This window comes from Paenibacillus sp. PK1-4R (genome assembly GCF_030369595.1).
In the GTDB taxonomy this organism is placed as follows: domain Bacteria; phylum Bacillota; class Bacilli; order Paenibacillales; family Paenibacillaceae; genus Paenibacillus.
In genome coordinates this window covers 3,661,206-3,675,775 of record NZ_CP126535.1, presented here as the reverse complement: position 1 = coordinate 3,675,775, position 14,570 = coordinate 3,661,206, and the positions used below count along the sequence as shown (strand labels likewise).

At 40.8% G+C, this 14,570-nt stretch carries 14 protein-coding genes; 5 read left to right on the top strand and 9 right to left on the bottom strand.

Translation table 11 applies throughout. The features are described 5' to 3' along the window. Window positions 1–93: 93 nt before the first annotated feature. The 3 genes from QNO02_RS15900 to QNO02_RS15890 form a co-directional block, all read right to left on the bottom strand. Window positions 94–834 carry a pentapeptide repeat-containing protein gene (locus tag QNO02_RS15900; protein WP_289392798.1) on the bottom strand — a complete coding sequence of 247 codons (741 nt, stop codon included), beginning with the start codon at window positions 832–834 and terminating at the stop codon, window positions 94–96. Window positions 835–940: 106 nt separating this feature from the next. Beyond that, window positions 941–2,569, bottom strand: coding sequence for a hypothetical protein (locus QNO02_RS15895; protein ID WP_289389263.1), 1,629 nt, complete (start codon window positions 2,567–2,569; stop codon window positions 941–943). Then, the gene (locus tag QNO02_RS15890; RefSeq protein ID WP_289389261.1) at window positions 2,553–3,299 is read right to left on the bottom strand and encodes an ABC transporter ATP-binding protein; all 747 of its coding nucleotides are present in this window, start codon (window positions 3,297–3,299) and stop codon (window positions 2,553–2,555) included. Before QNO02_RS15890 ends, QNO02_RS15895 begins: the two co-directional genes overlap by 17 nt. Before the next feature lie 567 nt (window positions 3,300–3,866). Between QNO02_RS15890 and QNO02_RS15885 the strand changes: the two genes are divergently transcribed. Next, the gene (locus tag QNO02_RS15885) at window positions 3,867–5,423 is read left to right on the top strand and encodes a glycine betaine uptake BCCT transporter (protein WP_289389260.1); all 1,557 of its coding nucleotides are present in this window, start codon (window positions 3,867–3,869) and stop codon (window positions 5,421–5,423) included. Window positions 5,424–5,629: 206 nt separating this feature from the next. Here QNO02_RS15885 and QNO02_RS15880 read toward each other — a convergent pair whose 3' ends face one another. Both QNO02_RS15880 and QNO02_RS15875 read right to left on the bottom strand, forming a co-directional pair. Beyond that, the gene (locus tag QNO02_RS15880; RefSeq protein WP_249913567.1) at window positions 5,630–6,481 is read right to left on the bottom strand and encodes an alpha/beta fold hydrolase; all 852 of its coding nucleotides are present in this window, start codon (window positions 6,479–6,481) and stop codon (window positions 5,630–5,632) included. Between the two features lie 92 nt (window positions 6,482–6,573). After that, a complete protein-coding gene (locus tag QNO02_RS15875) occupies window positions 6,574–7,626 on the bottom strand; it encodes an NAD(P)H-dependent flavin oxidoreductase (protein ID WP_249913566.1) in 1,053 nt (350 codons plus the stop codon). A gap of 151 nt (window positions 7,627–7,777) precedes the next feature. Between QNO02_RS15875 and QNO02_RS15870 the strand changes: the two genes are divergently transcribed. After that, window positions 7,778–8,659 carry a LysR family transcriptional regulator gene (locus tag QNO02_RS15870; protein WP_091029940.1) on the top strand — a complete coding sequence of 294 codons (882 nt, stop codon included), beginning with the start codon at window positions 7,778–7,780 and terminating at the stop codon, window positions 8,657–8,659. A gap of 227 nt (window positions 8,660–8,886) precedes the next feature. Here QNO02_RS15870 and QNO02_RS15865 read toward each other — a convergent pair whose 3' ends face one another. Continuing rightward, entirely contained in the window at window positions 8,887–9,285 is a 399-nt protein-coding gene (locus tag QNO02_RS15865; protein ID WP_249913564.1) for a winged helix-turn-helix transcriptional regulator, read from the bottom strand. Between the two features lie 136 nt (window positions 9,286–9,421). Here QNO02_RS15865 and QNO02_RS15860 point away from each other — a divergent pair, with 136 nt between their 5' ends. Beyond that, entirely contained in the window at window positions 9,422–10,456 is a 1,035-nt protein-coding gene (locus tag QNO02_RS15860) for a zinc-binding alcohol dehydrogenase family protein (protein WP_091029944.1), read from the top strand. 421 nt (window positions 10,457–10,877) lie between these two features. On the opposite strand, the gene QNO02_RS15855 is transcribed toward QNO02_RS15860, so the two are convergent. Beyond that, entirely contained in the window at window positions 10,878–11,396 is a 519-nt protein-coding gene (locus QNO02_RS15855; protein ID WP_133384953.1) for a DUF3231 family protein, read from the bottom strand. A gap of 148 nt (window positions 11,397–11,544) precedes the next feature. On the opposite strand from QNO02_RS15855, the gene QNO02_RS15850 reads away from it, so the two are divergent. Continuing rightward, window positions 11,545–11,814, top strand: a complete 270-nt coding sequence (locus tag QNO02_RS15850; RefSeq protein ID WP_289389255.1) for a WGxxGxxG family protein — start codon at window positions 11,545–11,547, stop codon at window positions 11,812–11,814. A 94-nt stretch (window positions 11,815–11,908) separates the two neighbouring features. Here QNO02_RS15850 and QNO02_RS15845 read toward each other — a convergent pair whose 3' ends face one another. Beyond that, window positions 11,909–12,763, bottom strand: coding sequence for a manganese catalase family protein (locus tag QNO02_RS15845; RefSeq protein WP_289389254.1), 855 nt, complete (start codon window positions 12,761–12,763; stop codon window positions 11,909–11,911). A 284-nt stretch (window positions 12,764–13,047) separates the two neighbouring features. Here QNO02_RS15845 and QNO02_RS15840 point away from each other — a divergent pair, with 284 nt between their 5' ends. Beyond that, window positions 13,048–13,893 (top strand): MBL fold metallo-hydrolase, encoded by an 846-nt coding sequence (locus QNO02_RS15840; protein ID WP_091029950.1) that lies wholly within the window; start codon window positions 13,048–13,050, stop codon window positions 13,891–13,893. Window positions 13,894–14,133: 240 nt separating this feature from the next. Here the strand turns inward: QNO02_RS15840 and QNO02_RS15835 are convergent, their stop codons facing one another. After that, window positions 14,134–14,565 carry a universal stress protein gene (locus tag QNO02_RS15835; protein ID WP_091029952.1) on the bottom strand — a complete coding sequence of 144 codons (432 nt, stop codon included), beginning with the start codon at window positions 14,563–14,565 and terminating at the stop codon, window positions 14,134–14,136. Between the last annotated feature and the right edge of the window lie 5 nt (window positions 14,566–14,570).

Below are 14,570 nucleotides of genomic sequence, written 5' to 3'. Positions count from 1 at the left end.
GGAAATAAGATAAATTCAAGAGGAAATCAAAGAAGGGCAACTTTTGTCACCAAAAGCGGCCCCTCTCCTTTTACTTCAATCCATTTTTTAAATCTACGCAATGTTACAATCCAGACTACTGAAAAATCGTTCAACAAAAACATCACCGTATATTTTCTTCATATGCGCTGTGTTAAAAATATATTGTTCCATAGGCTCAAGCCTGCGCAGACTGCGTACCAGTACTTTCCGATCATCATCAGATAGATTAGGGTCATCGTCTATCTTCGTCAGAGCATTTTTCACACGAGCGGATACCTGTTCAACATACACATGGTTTTTGGATTTTGGCGGAATACATTGCGTCAGGTCACAGCTTACAAAACGAACACCGTCAAGGATGCAGTTTTCAAAATTGGCGATTAGCTTTTGTTTGCCATTTCCCTCAAACGTAATATCCACTAGCTTGCCGGTAAAGGAACAATTGACGATATTCGCCGCTCGTATAATCCGGTCATTGAATCTACATTTAACAAAAGTACAGTCGATAAACGTAGCGTTCTCCAATGTCATCCCTCTCATATCACAGGAGGAAAATTCGCAATTGGTGAAAACAGCCTCGTCTCTGGCAATACCAACAGAGCGCAAGTCGGAACGAATAAATGTACAACGATCAATTGTACTACCGGCAAAAAATCTCGCATTTGTAAGATCGCAGGTATCAAATATAAGATGCTGCAGGTCACAGCTCCAAAATATTGGTGAACCAACATTTGAGTTTATTATGGTCGTTCGGCTTATCGTTTCGTGTTCATACCTGACAATATCAGAAAATAATTCGTTGTTTACTGACATACCAGACTCAAGTCTTCTCATCCCTATCACCCTATCATTTCTTCAGAATCTTTTTCAATTTATAATAACCTTATTTTGGAGTTGAATTCTCTTTGGAATCTACTTCTCATTTCACTCTAAAATTGTTTTGAGCATATTTGGTTACGAGAAGGACAGCACTGGATAGATAGGCTAAAGTCAACACCATGATAACAGCGGTTAATCCCCATAGTGTAGGACCTAGTAACATCGCCACAATAAAACTCAATGAAATAAGGCCGTTTACGAATGAGAAAAGAGGACTATTGGTTTCCAACTCCGTTGTGTAGGGTTGAATTACATAGTATAACAACAGATGATGTATTGAGAAAAATACAGCAAGTGCAATGGTTATAACCCAGATAGGAAGTAGCAAACTTATATCCTGTCCTCCAGTTAATACAAGTATAGATACACTTAGCACAGCTGCTAAACAAGAACCTAACTTTAGATTTATGCTTAATATACTTCTAAATCTTAACAGAAAATGCTGCTTTGCATGCTGGCGATAAAATGGATAGCGCATCAGCGGCTTATCAACATGGTAGAATAGAGCCTTACAAATCTGGCTACCTACTGTCAGATTTAGCATGACCATAATGATTAAAGGTGAGAATCTATCAATTGAATTTAGTGAAAGATGATCTTTGAAAATGAGTACCAACAAAGGTAGGAGTATGCCCATGATCATAATAGCCAATAAACGTCTGTGGAACGGTGCACGGAGGAGAGCGGTATGCCTGGTAACAAAAATTTCGTGTAATTGCTCGTATCCCTTTTTTTCAAATGCGCTCTGCTCGTTGACATGAAGGTTAGACGAGGAAGGCCTGGCAAGATCATGATCTTTTGACTGAACCATTCTCTGTTGAAGATCAGCAATCCGTATTTCTGGATTTAACAATGGATCGGCATGGTTTGTTACTGCGCGCACTGCAGATGTGAGATCTGTATATTTTAGTAAAACATAACCACACATAACCCCGGACAACGATATCAGTGTCATAAGCCATAGTTGATCCAATATCACAGATCCAAATAGAGGAAGGTTTAGTTTTGTGAAGGGAAGGTATGCAAAAGTAAGTGCCAGCAACATGCTCAAACTCGTAGCCCATGTTTTCTGTACAAGAACAATCCCCTTCCATTTAAATAATGCCAAATGTAAAAATTCACATATCAATCGCCAAAAAGTCATCATTCCCACAATCAGCAATGCATGAGGAATTGAAAATTTAAAAAGTACCGCAACCAGAGTCATAGCAATCCCTTGATAGATGAAAAATGTCGTATACCGATAAAATAGCATAGCTCGCATATATTTGGTTGGGTTTATCCGCATAAGTCGGATAGATGTATACTTCATTTTGTTTGATTCCAACACTTTTGCACTCGTTACCCCAGCCATTACGCCACTTATGCAAAAATACATGTGAAGAAGAAGGTTAAAATGCTCCGTACGATTAACATTTTCCGTCCATAAGAGCAAGGGCAATGCAAACATTCCCCCGAAATATAATAAGCTTTCCAATAAACCAGCGACAAATAATAAAATAACCGCAATTGTACCGATGGTACGTTTCGTCCGAAAAGCAGCATAAGTTTGTGCACTGATTAAATTGCCTGCAAACGGTAACTTTTGCGTGAAATAGATTAAACGGTTGACCAGCGTAATCATCTGTAACTGCCACATGCGAGAAAATGTACTAAAGATTCCCGTCATAGGCGTTCTCCTTCGTACTCCCATTTTGGCTTTCATTCCGTAATAATTCAATTACCTGCTCTTCAAAGTCGGGCTGAGTAAGGATTTCGGGTGAAATCTGTGTTAAACTTCCATGATTTAAAATAATTAACTCATCACAAAGATCCGTTGCCAATTGCAATATATGGGTCGAGAAAATTAGGATATGATCTTTTTTTAAATCACGTAACAATTGTTTCATCTCACTCGCAACGATAACATCAAACGAAGTCAAAGGTTCATCCAACAGAATCACTGCAGGTTTTATGAGTAAAAATAACAACATTTGAACTTTATTTTTCATTCCATGCGAGTAATGTTTAATGAGCTTATGTCGGTCATCCTGCGCAATGTGCATCATATCAAAGAGAGCATCAATATTGTTACCTCGTCCTTCAATTACATCTACGTTAACATCGATGAAAAAACGTACAAATTCATATCCCGTCAGAAATTCTGGTAACAGTGGCAGTGAATAAACGTATCCTACATCACCCATTTCCAAGTCACGCGATTTTGATCCGTTGACGAGTTTCATTTTGCCGCCATCTACTTGGATCTCGCCACCTAAACAATTGAATAACGTTGTTTTTCCGGCGCCATTGCGCCCAAAAAGACCATAGATTTTTCCCTTTTCAAATTGAAAACTTAAATTGGTTAATACTTTTTTTTCACCAAAACTCTTCTCTACATTTTGTAAGACCAATTTCATTTATTTGTTCCTCGCTTTCAAACCAATTCATTTTTTGTTTAACTGAGAATTCAATAGTTACATGCATGCCATTTTTCACGTTTTTATTCATATCTAATAATTGTTTAGTTTTCATCCGTATCAATCCCTTCAATTTTTTTGATAAAAGGATAAGAATTAATATCCCTTTAATAGGTGAATCGTCTCACTTGACCAGTATAACTGATCTTGGAAATAGACAATCACTCTAAACTGGTATTCTATTTTGAACGTTATAATTCCTTGTATTTACATATAAAAGTCTATTTGATACAACAAAAAAGCCGCTATAATAGCGACTTTCCATAGGAATTCGTTCTTTTACATAGATAATTATGCTCAGATTCCGGATTAATACAAATATCCTAATAAATCTTGAATCTTTGTCGCTAATTCCCCACTAAAAAAGGGAACGAATAAACCGACGGGTGTTTCATTACATGGCGGTTTGTTTTAATTTATCAACAGCTAGCTTTCCGAAATATTACAGGTCGGACTAGCACATACTAAGACATAGTTGGCTGAAGCTTACATAACGGAGGTCTCATCATGGTATTTACAATCACAATTATCATCGTTGCACTGTTTGCAATATGGGGAGCCGTCGCTCCTGATCAGCTGGCGGATGTGGCTAATGTTGCCTACAACTTCTCTATTCAGAATTTTGGCTGGTTTTATTTGCTAGCGACACTGTTCTTCCTGATCTTTGCTTTCTATCTGGCGTTCAGCCGATTTGGCGGTATTAGGCTTGGGGATGACGATGATGAACCAGAATATTCTACGGTTTCCTGGCTGTCCATGCTGTTTAGCGCTGGTATGGGCATTGGGCTGGTTTTCTGGGGAGTTGCTGAACCGCTGTCCCACTATTTATCTGCCCCTGAGGGGGCGGTACCCGAAACAACGCAAGCAGCCATACTTTCAATGCGGTATTCCTTTTTCCACTGGGGGCTGCATCCTTGGGCTATCTATACCGTCATCGGCCTAGCGCTTGCTTACTTCCAGTTCCGGAAAGGATACAAAGGGCTGATCAGTTCCACCTTTATTCCTCTGATAGGTGAGCGTCTTGCTTCAGGCTGGCTTGGTAAGGTCATTGATATTCTGGCGGTCATTTCCACCATCTTTGGTGTTGCGACCTCGCTTGGATTGGGTGCACTTCAGATCGGCGGAGGTCTGAATCACTTATTCGGTATTCCTAACTCGACTCTGACTCAGGTTGTCATTATCACAGTTGTAACCGTACTGTTTTTAATCTCGGCAACCTCCGGTCTGGATAAAGGTATTAAGATTCTGAGCAACGTCAACCTCGTTATAGCTGTGCTATTGATGTTGTTTGTATTGGTGACTGGACCGACTTCTTTTATATTTGACACATTCACAACAACCTTGGGCAGTTACATGCAGAATATTATTAACATGAGTTTGAGACTGACGCCGTTCTCAAGAGAAACCTGGATTGGAGCATGGACGTTATTTTACTGGGCATGGTGGATCTCATGGGCTCCTTTTGTCGGCACTTTTATCGCAAGGGTATCCAGAGGAAGAACCATAAAGGAATTTGTAATTTACGTCATGGTTATTCCAAGTCTTTTCGGTTTTATCTGGTTCTCCGTCTTCGGCGGAACAGGACTTCACATGGAATTGTTCAATGCCGCTCATCTGGCGGAGGCCGTCATGGAAGATACGACAACCGCTTTATTCCTTATGCTGGAGCAGCTGCCTTTGGGCACAATCGTGGCATTCATCGCCACAATCCTGATCATGATCTTCTTTATTACGTCAGCTGATTCAGCTACCTTTGTACTGGGCATGCTCACTTCAGATGGCAAGTTGGACCCGAGTACAAGAGTGAAATTAACCTGGGGAATCTTGCAGTCCGCCATCGCGGTAGTACTGCTAATCAGCGGGGGGTTAACTGGCCTCCAGACGGCATCCATTGTAACCGCATTGCCGTTCGCTATTGTCCTTATCGGTATGTGTTTCTCCCTGCTCAAGGCTCTAAAGGCTGAGGACAAAGAGCGCCGTCAGAAGGAAAAACGGCAGCGCCAAAAGCTGAAACGACTGCTGGAGGAACAAGAAATCTCGCTGAATGAAATTTCTGGCAGGTAATGTATACTTTTCTCTATAGAAATACTTCTGTAATATGACATCTTTATGCACAAAAGCTGATTATGTAGTTTGCAGCTTTCATGTTTTTGAACTAACCTGCCTTTTAACGTAATGAAGCTGCCGGTCCAATACAGGCAGCTTCATTTTTGTCGTTTATTCAGTTTATTGTTTCACGTTAGTTTAATTCGCTATTCAATACCCAGTTATTAATTATGTTTTTTAAGGAATTGAACCATCATTTTTCCTATTTCCTTAGCGTGTGTTTCTAATGCAAAATGACCCGTATCCAATAAGTGAATCTCTGCATTGGGAAGATCCCTTTTAAAAGCCTCAGCACCTGCAGGTATAAAAGATACATCATTTCTCCCCCAAACAGCTAATAAAGGAGGTTGATATTGCTGAAGATATTGCTGAAACAGTGGATACATTCTCACATTTGTTTGGTAATCGTATATTAAATCCAATTGCTTTTCATCGTTTCCTGGTCGATTCATATAAGCACGATCTAGAGTGTAGCCATCGGGAGAAACCAAATTATTTTTGGTTCCGTCCACATATTGATGTTTAATGGTATCTTGTGCAAAGGCTGTTCGATAACTGTCTCTCTTCTCCAATGTTGGATTCTGCCAATACTCTTCTCTCGCAGCCCACTTTGTCCCCAAGCCCTCACGGTACACGTTACCATTTTGACTTATGATCGCTGTAATATGTTCTGGATTACGCATTGCAATCCGGAAACCAATGGGTGCTCCGTAGTCAAAAACAAATAATGCGTACTTAGTAAGGTTTAGCTTAGCGATAAAACGTTCGATGATATTCGTGATATTATCAAATGTATATTCAAAATCAGTACGTTCAGGTGATGATGAGTTTCCAAACCCTGGGTAATCCGGAGCAATTAAATGAAAGTGCTCTTCTAATACAGGAATTAGTTCCCTAAACATATGACTCGCGCTTGGAAAACCATGTAGTAAAATAAGTACCGGTTTGTCTGCTGATCCCGATTGACGATAAAAGATTTCAATCCCATCTACATCAACTATATGGTAAGTTGTCACGTGTAGTAATCATCTCCTATTTCTAAAAAAATATCTTATAATTTTTTATTCAAAAACTGTTTGATACGGACGGTGCTCATGAAATTAGTGTATTAAATCAAGATTTTTCTAGCATCTGTAACTATTTGGTTAATAATATCGCCTGCTGCTTGATCAGCTGTAAGCATTCTTGTTCCTTGTCCTGCCCAAAGTGCCATATATTCAGCATTATTCTGACGAGCAGAAACATTTCTAATTTCTCGTGTTAAAGTATTCTGTGTAGGAAACCGAAGAGGCTCAATCCGACTCGTTTCCCAGTGTTGTACAAATGTATTTCGAATTACTCGTGCTGGTCTTCCCGAAAATGCGTTTGTGATCACTGTACTTTCCTCAGTACTTTCAAGCAATGCACGTTTATAGACTGGATGTGCGCCCGACTCTGTCGACGTTAGGAATCTTGTTCCCATTTGTACACCTTGTGCGCCTAAAGCAAGTGAGGCTACGAGACCCCTACCATCCATAATTCCACCAGCAGCAAGAACCGGAGTCTCTACGTGATCGACAATCTGTGGCACAAGTGCCATTGTTCCAATATTAGCTCCGGAGGGTCGAGATGACGTATCAAATGACCCGCGATGTCCTCCAGCTTCACTACCCTGAGCAACGATAACGTCACATCCCCGGCTTTCGGCCTGGATCGCCTCATCTACAGTAGTTACTTTATTTATAATCTTGATTCCTAATGATTTGGCTTGTTGCACTTGATAATCAGATAACAGGCCGAAAGTTGAACTAATAACTGGGATCCTTTCCTCTAATAGAACATGAAATTGTTCTTCAAAGTGATCAGGTGTCCATATCTCTTGTTTATCAGGAGATAGTATCCCTAATGATTCACGAATGATGTTCAATTCTTTGTTAACCGCATCAAAGTTTTCATAATTATCTGAACCTACGTTAGAAAAAATATTCACGGCAAAAGGGGCATCCGTTAGCTTCCTAATGGCTTGTATAGCATCCTTTATTTCTTCAGGTGTCATGTAAGCAGCTCCCAAGGTTCCAAGACCGCCTGCATTAGAAACTGCGGACACAAGCTGAACCATATGAGGAATCCCGGCCATACCTGCAAGTACAATGGGATAACGAATATCTAAAAGTTCACACAATTTGTTGGTTAGTTGTATAGAAATGGCTATTCCCTCCTTTATTTATCTTGCTTCATTGTTTAGTTTACATCCGTTCTTTCCATCATGTATAATTCGAAAACATGATCTTATCTATCTTGATTTCAGATACTTTAATTTTAGTGGAGGCTTTATGGACATTCATTTGTTAGAGATTTTTATTCAAGCAGCTCGTGAAGGCAGCATTTCCAAAACAGCCAAAAAGTTAAACTATGCTCAGTCCAATGTCACAAACAAGGTACAGCAATTGGAAGCTGAGCTTCAGACAACATTGTTTTATCGCCATAAAAAAGGAATTACCCTTACTCCTTCTGGAGAAGTTTTGGTATCTTATACCGAAAAGATTTTAAACATGATGGATGAAGCAAGAGCGGCAGTCGGGAATGCTTCTATTCCTTCCGGCCCTCTTACCATTGGTTCTATGGAAACCACAGCAGCGGTTCGGTTACCCACAGTTATTGCTAAATATCATTTAAAATATCCTGCTGTAGACTTTTCTCTTATTACCGGACCAACAGAAAAGCTGGTTCAGGCAGTTCTTCATTATGAACTTCACGGAGCATTTGTCTCTGGACCTATCCAACATCCTGATTTATCACAGGAAAAAGTTTTTGAAGAGACACTTGTACTCGTAACGTCCCCTACACATCCTTGGGTTGATTCTATCCATGAATTACAAAATCATACCATGTTGGTATTCCCTAAAGGATGTACATATCGTGCCAAGCTTAATTCTGTTTTACAAGATGAAGGTTTACTACCCGCCAAACTAATGGAATTCGGAACTCTTGAAACAATTCTTGCTTGTGTAAGTGCAGGGTTAGGGATTACTTTACTTCCATACTCAATAATTGCCGATTATGAGGATCGAGGAAAGGTAATCAGTCATCCACTTCCCGCTAAGCTTTCTTCTGTAACAACCATGTTTGTAAAGCGTAAAGACACCTTAACTACACCGGCATTATCTGCTTTTTTAGTCGAAGTGAATAATAATCTTTCCGAAAAACTTCACTAATCTTAACCAAGTTTTTTTCACAACTTGTATCGAAAAAAGTCGCTAAACCGGCTGTGTATTGCGCCAGTTAAAACTAAACTGCCCGTTATTTAAAACAAAAGCAACCAATCTTAAATGATTGGCTGCTTGTTATTGTGATTAGGATACGTTTCCCGTTAGTTTAATGAGAGTTACAGATTGCAGTTAACTAATTAAAGACTATAAGAAATACATACTCTACTGTTACTTCACATCGAATCCATCATGGATTCAACCACGTTTTCTGTCTGTCTAGAATCAGCACTTGATAAATTTTTGTGTTTTTCTCCCCAGATTTTCATTTCCATAATGATCGGCACTAATGTGCGTCCGAATTCCGATAGCGAATATTCCACTTTGGGAGGAACTTGCGGGTACACTTCACGGTGCACGATCCCGTCTTCTTCAAGCTCTCGAAGCTGTAGAGTCAGCATCCTCTGCGTAATGGTCGGACATATTCTGCGAAACTCATTAAATCGTACGGGACCTTCGATCATATGATACAGAAGTAGACCCTTCCACTTGCCGCCAATGACATCCAACGTATACTCGACGGGACAACCTTCTTCATTCGGGCATTGGCCATATCCCGATTTGCGGTCACGCATGTATTTATCCTCCTCATTTAACAGTATACAAATTGATACTACATCACACTATTGTGCGTACTATTCATGATTGTTAATATACGTTATATTACAACCAGAAAGCAATAAGTGATGTACATTCAAGGAGGAATCGACAATGTCAAACCGACAAATGAAAGCCATCGGCCTGCTGAAGTATTTACCCATTAATCAACCTGAGAGCTTGCTGGACGTTATGATGGATATACCTGAACCTACAGGGAGAGACTTGCTGATCCGAGTCAAAGCCATTTCAGTCAATCCCGTCGACGTCAAAGTGCGCGCTCCCAAAGATCGGACCGAAAACACGCCAAAGGTTCTCGGTTGGGACGTTGCAGGTGTCGTCGAACAAGTTGGACCGGAATCTTCGCTGTTCAAACCCGGCGATGAAGTGTATTATGCCGGTAGCATTGCCCGTCCTGGGGGGAACAGCGAACTTCATCTCGTCGATGAGAGAATCGTCGGTTTTAAACCGGCAACACTGGATTTTGCGCATGCAGCAGCTCTGCCATTAACCGCTATCACCGCTTGGGAAGGATTATTTGATCGTTTGGGCGTGTCTGCTGCCACAGAGCGCAACGAAGGCAAGACGATTTTGATCATCGGCGCTGCGGGCGGTGTTGGTTCCATTGCGACACAACTGGCCAAACACGCTGGTATGACCGTCATAGGCACGGCTTCCCGACCGAAATCGGCTGAGTGGGCTAAAAACATGGGTGCTGACCACATCATCAATCATTACGAAGCATTTCTCCCTCAGCTGAAAGCGCTGGGTTTAGAGCATGTTGATTATATTTTCTGCCTGAATAGTACGGAGAAACATTGGGTCAATATGGCCGAGGCCATTGCTCCCCAAGGGAAAATCTGTTCCATTGTGGAGACGGATGAGCTGCTCGATCTGACCTTGCTGAAAAACAAAAGCGTAACTTTTGCCTGGGAGCTGATGTTCACCAGACCTTTGTTCCAGACTGCGGATATGATTGAACAACACAACCTGTTAAATGAAGTTTCCCGTATGATCGATGAAGGTCGCTTACGCACTACGGTTGCCCAGATCCTTTCTCCCATCAATGCTGCCAATTTGCGTAAAGCACATGCGATACTGGAAGAAGGACGTATGACAGGTAAGATTGTAATTGAGAATTTCGAGTAATAGCTATATTTGTTCCTGCCCTGCTGAATTGCTAATAAGGGTGGGAACGTTTTTTTTCGAGACTAATTTACCTCATAAGAAGTCTTCGCAAATGGATTATATGTCTTCACCTCGCGTCGAGATCTTATCCCTTCGAATTGCTGCCCAAAAACAGCCGACTACGTTGATCGTCCCTAAAATTGAGCTACTATCTTTTCTAACCTGACAATTTGTCTATGTAATCTCTTATGATCTTTGACCTTATAGTAAGAATTATTATCATACTTACTTAAACATTATATTGCCCCCGCTTACCACAGCGGGGGCACAACAAAACCTGTATACGAGGGGTTCCTTTATACAAATGCAAATACAAATACATACTTCTGCACTACAAATTATCTAACGACTTGTCCCATTGAATGTCAGAGTCAGTAGAGATTTAAGCCTCAACTGCTTCTGGTCTCTTCACCTGAAGAGGGGGAGGAATAAGCCACCCTTTTTCTTTGCTCATTTGAAGAATACGAAGGCCTAAAGCCGTTTTAGTAACGTGATATTTCGCAAATAAGGCGCCAATATCCTCTCTAATGGATTGGCCCATAACTTGACTACACGCCACTAATCCCATTGAAGTATCAGAAGCAATACTTGCTGCTATTTCCGGATCCGTAAATCTTGCACCAACAGGAATGTCTTCAAGCTTTACTGGAGGTCTTTCTGGTAATACTGGTGTTGAAGCAATTCCGTTATCTGTCAGCAGGGTATCGCACTCTTTAATTTCTAATTTAGCTTGATCAATTAGTGCATCGAGTATTTTTTTCAGATCCTTATCTCCTGCGTGATTCAAAAAGGCTTGGTAGAAGGAAAGAGCTCCCTTTGCAACCGTTGAACATTGCCATACGCTGAAGATTTCACCATAATGCATAGGTTCATTTTTTGGATTACCACTTAATATTCCCACCATAACAGCTCCTTTTTTATTTTATTTCCCACCAAAAGTATAGTTCCATATTCATGAACAACATATTCAAAAGTAATAAAATACCAATGGAATAAGGAACTGATTTTTGGAGAAATTAACTTAATCACACATACAGGAGGGAATTCTTATGAAGAAAAAAATAACAACTGTTGTTGTATCCATTTGTCTATTAGGTGCCTTGGCTGTTCCTGCATCTGCTCAAGGTGTAAATGAAGCAGCCCAAGATGGACGAGGCATTAACACCTACCAAAACAATAGTTCTAATTATCAAACAAACAGTGTAAGGGCAAATGCGACCGATAACGATAATGATATGGACTGGGGATGGCTGGGTCTACTTGGATTATTAGGTTTAGCGGGAATGCGTAAAAGAGTATCCGATCATTCCACTCGATAACAGGTTATGTTTTTGATCTCCCTACGTCTTTGATGGAAAAAGGAACCCTGGTTTTATGGGTTCCTTTTTTGTTTCTTACCTTTTTACGTTTTATTTAAGTATTTAAATCATGTAAGCCTGGGCTATGCTCATTTGGAAGCTCCGGCATATACGGGAGTGGGAATCCCTGAGGAGGTTCCGTGACTTGTAGCTCACCACCATTACGACTAGGTGTTTGACCGCTGAATACTTCAGCGATTCGTGTATTGTCCAAACGGAAGTTAAATTGGGCATTGTGGAAGCCGAGGTCAACATATTTCTGACACTCTGGATATTTGTTGATATCGTAATTGGGAACAGGAAATACTTTGCCCCAATTTACGCCTAATGTCTCCAGCGCCTTCGCGAATGCATTTTGGTGAGCGTTGTCACGAACGATTAGAAATGCCAAAGTTTCACGGAACGCTTTGTTGTTACTCATTTCATAGATTCGTGTTTTTTGTAATACCCCGGTTGATTCCAGTACAACGTTATCAAGCAGATTGCTTACCAAGTTGCCATGATCATATACATAGTTCCCGAGCCATGGATTACCGGCAGCATCTACAGGTAGGGAACTTTGAGCGCCCATAATATAATGATGTGGGTTGGCATGTTTAATAGCTTCGTCCAGCGGAGCCCCATCAATGCCTGCATTTCCTACTCCCTCGGCTCCAGCTCCGGTCAGCAATTGATTTATTGTTTGTTGTACCAGTTCAACATGACTTAATTCCTCCATAAATACACCACGAATTAAGTCTCTATACTGCTTCTCTTTCCCACGGAAATTACTACTCTGAAAAAAATACTGCATCATAGTTCGCATTTCACCAAATTGTCCGCCAAGGGTTTCCTGTAACACTTTTGCGGCAGCCGGATCGGGCTTGTCCGGGACGATCATGTTGATCAGATCTTCTCGATAAAAAAACATGGTTGTCCTCCATTCAAGTAAATTACAACTTTTAGTATTTAATTCACCCTTGATTTTATGTAAATGTGTGATTAACCAATTGTTGGTACTCTATCATTTGCAGTGTTCCTTTGATTTTCTCCCAATAAGCCGCTTGTATAGCGACATGAATGCAAAATGCGCCTCTATTCTTGTCAATCGACTGTTTTTTACAAATCAACCTGTGGAGTCTGTGGAAGTCGGATAATTTTTAACTTCTGGGTATACTACAGCAAGTCAATTCAACAAATCAAGGAGGATGAGTAATGAATCAAGAATTGAATTACGGTACAGATTACAAGTTCGTCCCCGTAACTTCAGTAGGAAATGGTGTGGGGATTGAAATATTACCTGATTTATTTTGCTACACTATCCAAATCGTCAATATCTGTCTAGTGGGTAAACCGGAATCTGACGAGTTCGTTTTAGTAGATGCGGGAATGCCAAAGTCAGCAAATGAAATAATCTCTGTCATTGAGGAGCGTTTCGGTGTAAACAGCCGCCCCAAAGCGGTAATCTTGACCCATGGACACTTTGATCATGTCGGAGGGGTGATCGAACTTGTCAAACACTGGGGAATTCCGGTTTATGCACATCCGTTGGAGCTCCCCTTCCTCACAGGGGTAAAAAACTACCCGGAACCAGATCCTACAGTTGAAGGTGGTTTGGTAGCGAAGATGTCCCCATCGTTTCCGAATGAACCAATAAACCTTGGAAGCCATGTACAAACGTTACCTCCTGACGGAACTGTACCCCACATGCCAGGATTTAGATGGATTCATACGCCAGGACATTCTCCAGGGCATATTTCTTTGTTTCGGGAAAGTGATGGAGCGTTAATCGCAGGTGATGCTTTCGCTACTGTAAAACAGGAATATATGTATAAAGTATTTACTCAGGAATTGGAGATAAGTGGCCCCCCTCGCTATTTAACAACAGATTGGGAAGCTGCAAAGCATTCTGTTGTTAAACTTGAGAATTTAAAGCCCTTGGTTGCTGTAACTGGCCATGGATTACCCATGTCGGGGAACTTGCTGACAACAAGCCTGAAAAAACTGGTTGATGAGTTTGACCAAATTGCCGTACCGGATTATGGAAAGTATGTTAACTAATTTTGTTCCCTTCGATCATAGTGGTTGAACATCCGATCAAAGCCCTTCTAGTTGCATAAGAAGGGCTTTACTTAGGTTTAGCCGTTTTTTTTTGCGTTATTATAGAATATGGTTTTTCATCTTTAGCGTCAGCATGTGAGCAACTATAGGAATATAGAAACAGCGGCATTGTAGGACACTAATATCCTGGAATGCCGCTGTTTGATTCATACTACAAACGTTCCCCAGTTCCTGGAGGAGTTAATGTACAATGAGGACTGGGCAACTTGATAGCTGTGAAACCTTGTGGCTGACACTTCCAAGCATCATTTCTTTAATGCCCCTTAGCCCACGGCTTCCGATAATAATAAGTTGCTGCTCGGTATCCCTTGCATAATTCAATAGTTCATGCGCAGGATCTCCCTTAAGATGAACAGTTTCCGGGTTAATCCCCGCAGACTTTAATTTAGATTTCGCTTGATGCAACTGTTCCAAACTCTCTTTCTCCATTTCGTTCAGTATGTCTTCCAAAAAATTCTCTGGTACATACGTCATGCCATTTGACACATAATCCTGGCTGACATTAACCAAGGTAACTTGAGTTTGTTTATTTTGGGCTATTTCAACGGTTGCATCAAGGAGTTTGTTCGTTATTTCAGATTTATCAATGGCCACCATAATTTTGTCAAACATAGTTA

Excerpts from the sequence above, each read along its gene's own strand:
- QNO02_RS15865 (WP_249913564.1), bottom strand. The coding sequence starts at position 9,285 with ATGCGTGACCGCAAATCGGGATATGGCCAATGCCCGAATGAAGAAGGT.
- QNO02_RS15870 (WP_091029940.1), top strand. The coding sequence starts at position 7,778 with ATGGACATTCATTTGTTAGAGATTTTTATTCAAGCAGCTCGTGAAGGC.
- QNO02_RS15860 (WP_091029944.1), top strand. The coding sequence starts at position 9,422 with ATGTCAAACCGACAAATGAAAGCCATCGGCCTGCTGAAGTATTTACCC.
- QNO02_RS15895 (WP_289389263.1), bottom strand. The coding sequence starts at position 2,569 with ATGACGGGAATCTTTAGTACATTTTCTCGCATGTGGCAGTTACAGATG.
- QNO02_RS15850 (WP_289389255.1), top strand. The coding sequence starts at position 11,545 with ATGAAGAAAAAAATAACAACTGTTGTTGTATCCATTTGTCTATTAGGT.
- QNO02_RS15900 (WP_289392798.1), bottom strand. The coding sequence starts at position 834 with ATGTCAGTAAACAACGAATTATTTTCTGATATTGTCAGGTATGAACAC.
- QNO02_RS15835 (WP_091029952.1), bottom strand. The coding sequence starts at position 14,565 with ATGTTTGACAAAATTATGGTGGCCATTGATAAATCTGAAATAACGAAC.
- QNO02_RS15885 (WP_289389260.1), top strand. The coding sequence starts at position 3,867 with ATGGTATTTACAATCACAATTATCATCGTTGCACTGTTTGCAATATGG.
- QNO02_RS15840 (WP_091029950.1), top strand. The coding sequence starts at position 13,048 with ATGAATCAAGAATTGAATTACGGTACAGATTACAAGTTCGTCCCCGTA.
- QNO02_RS15845 (WP_289389254.1), bottom strand. The coding sequence starts at position 12,763 with ATGTTTTTTTATCGAGAAGATCTGATCAACATGATCGTCCCGGACAAG.
- QNO02_RS15890 (WP_289389261.1), bottom strand. The coding sequence starts at position 3,299 with ATGAAATTGGTCTTACAAAATGTAGAGAAGAGTTTTGGTGAAAAAAAA.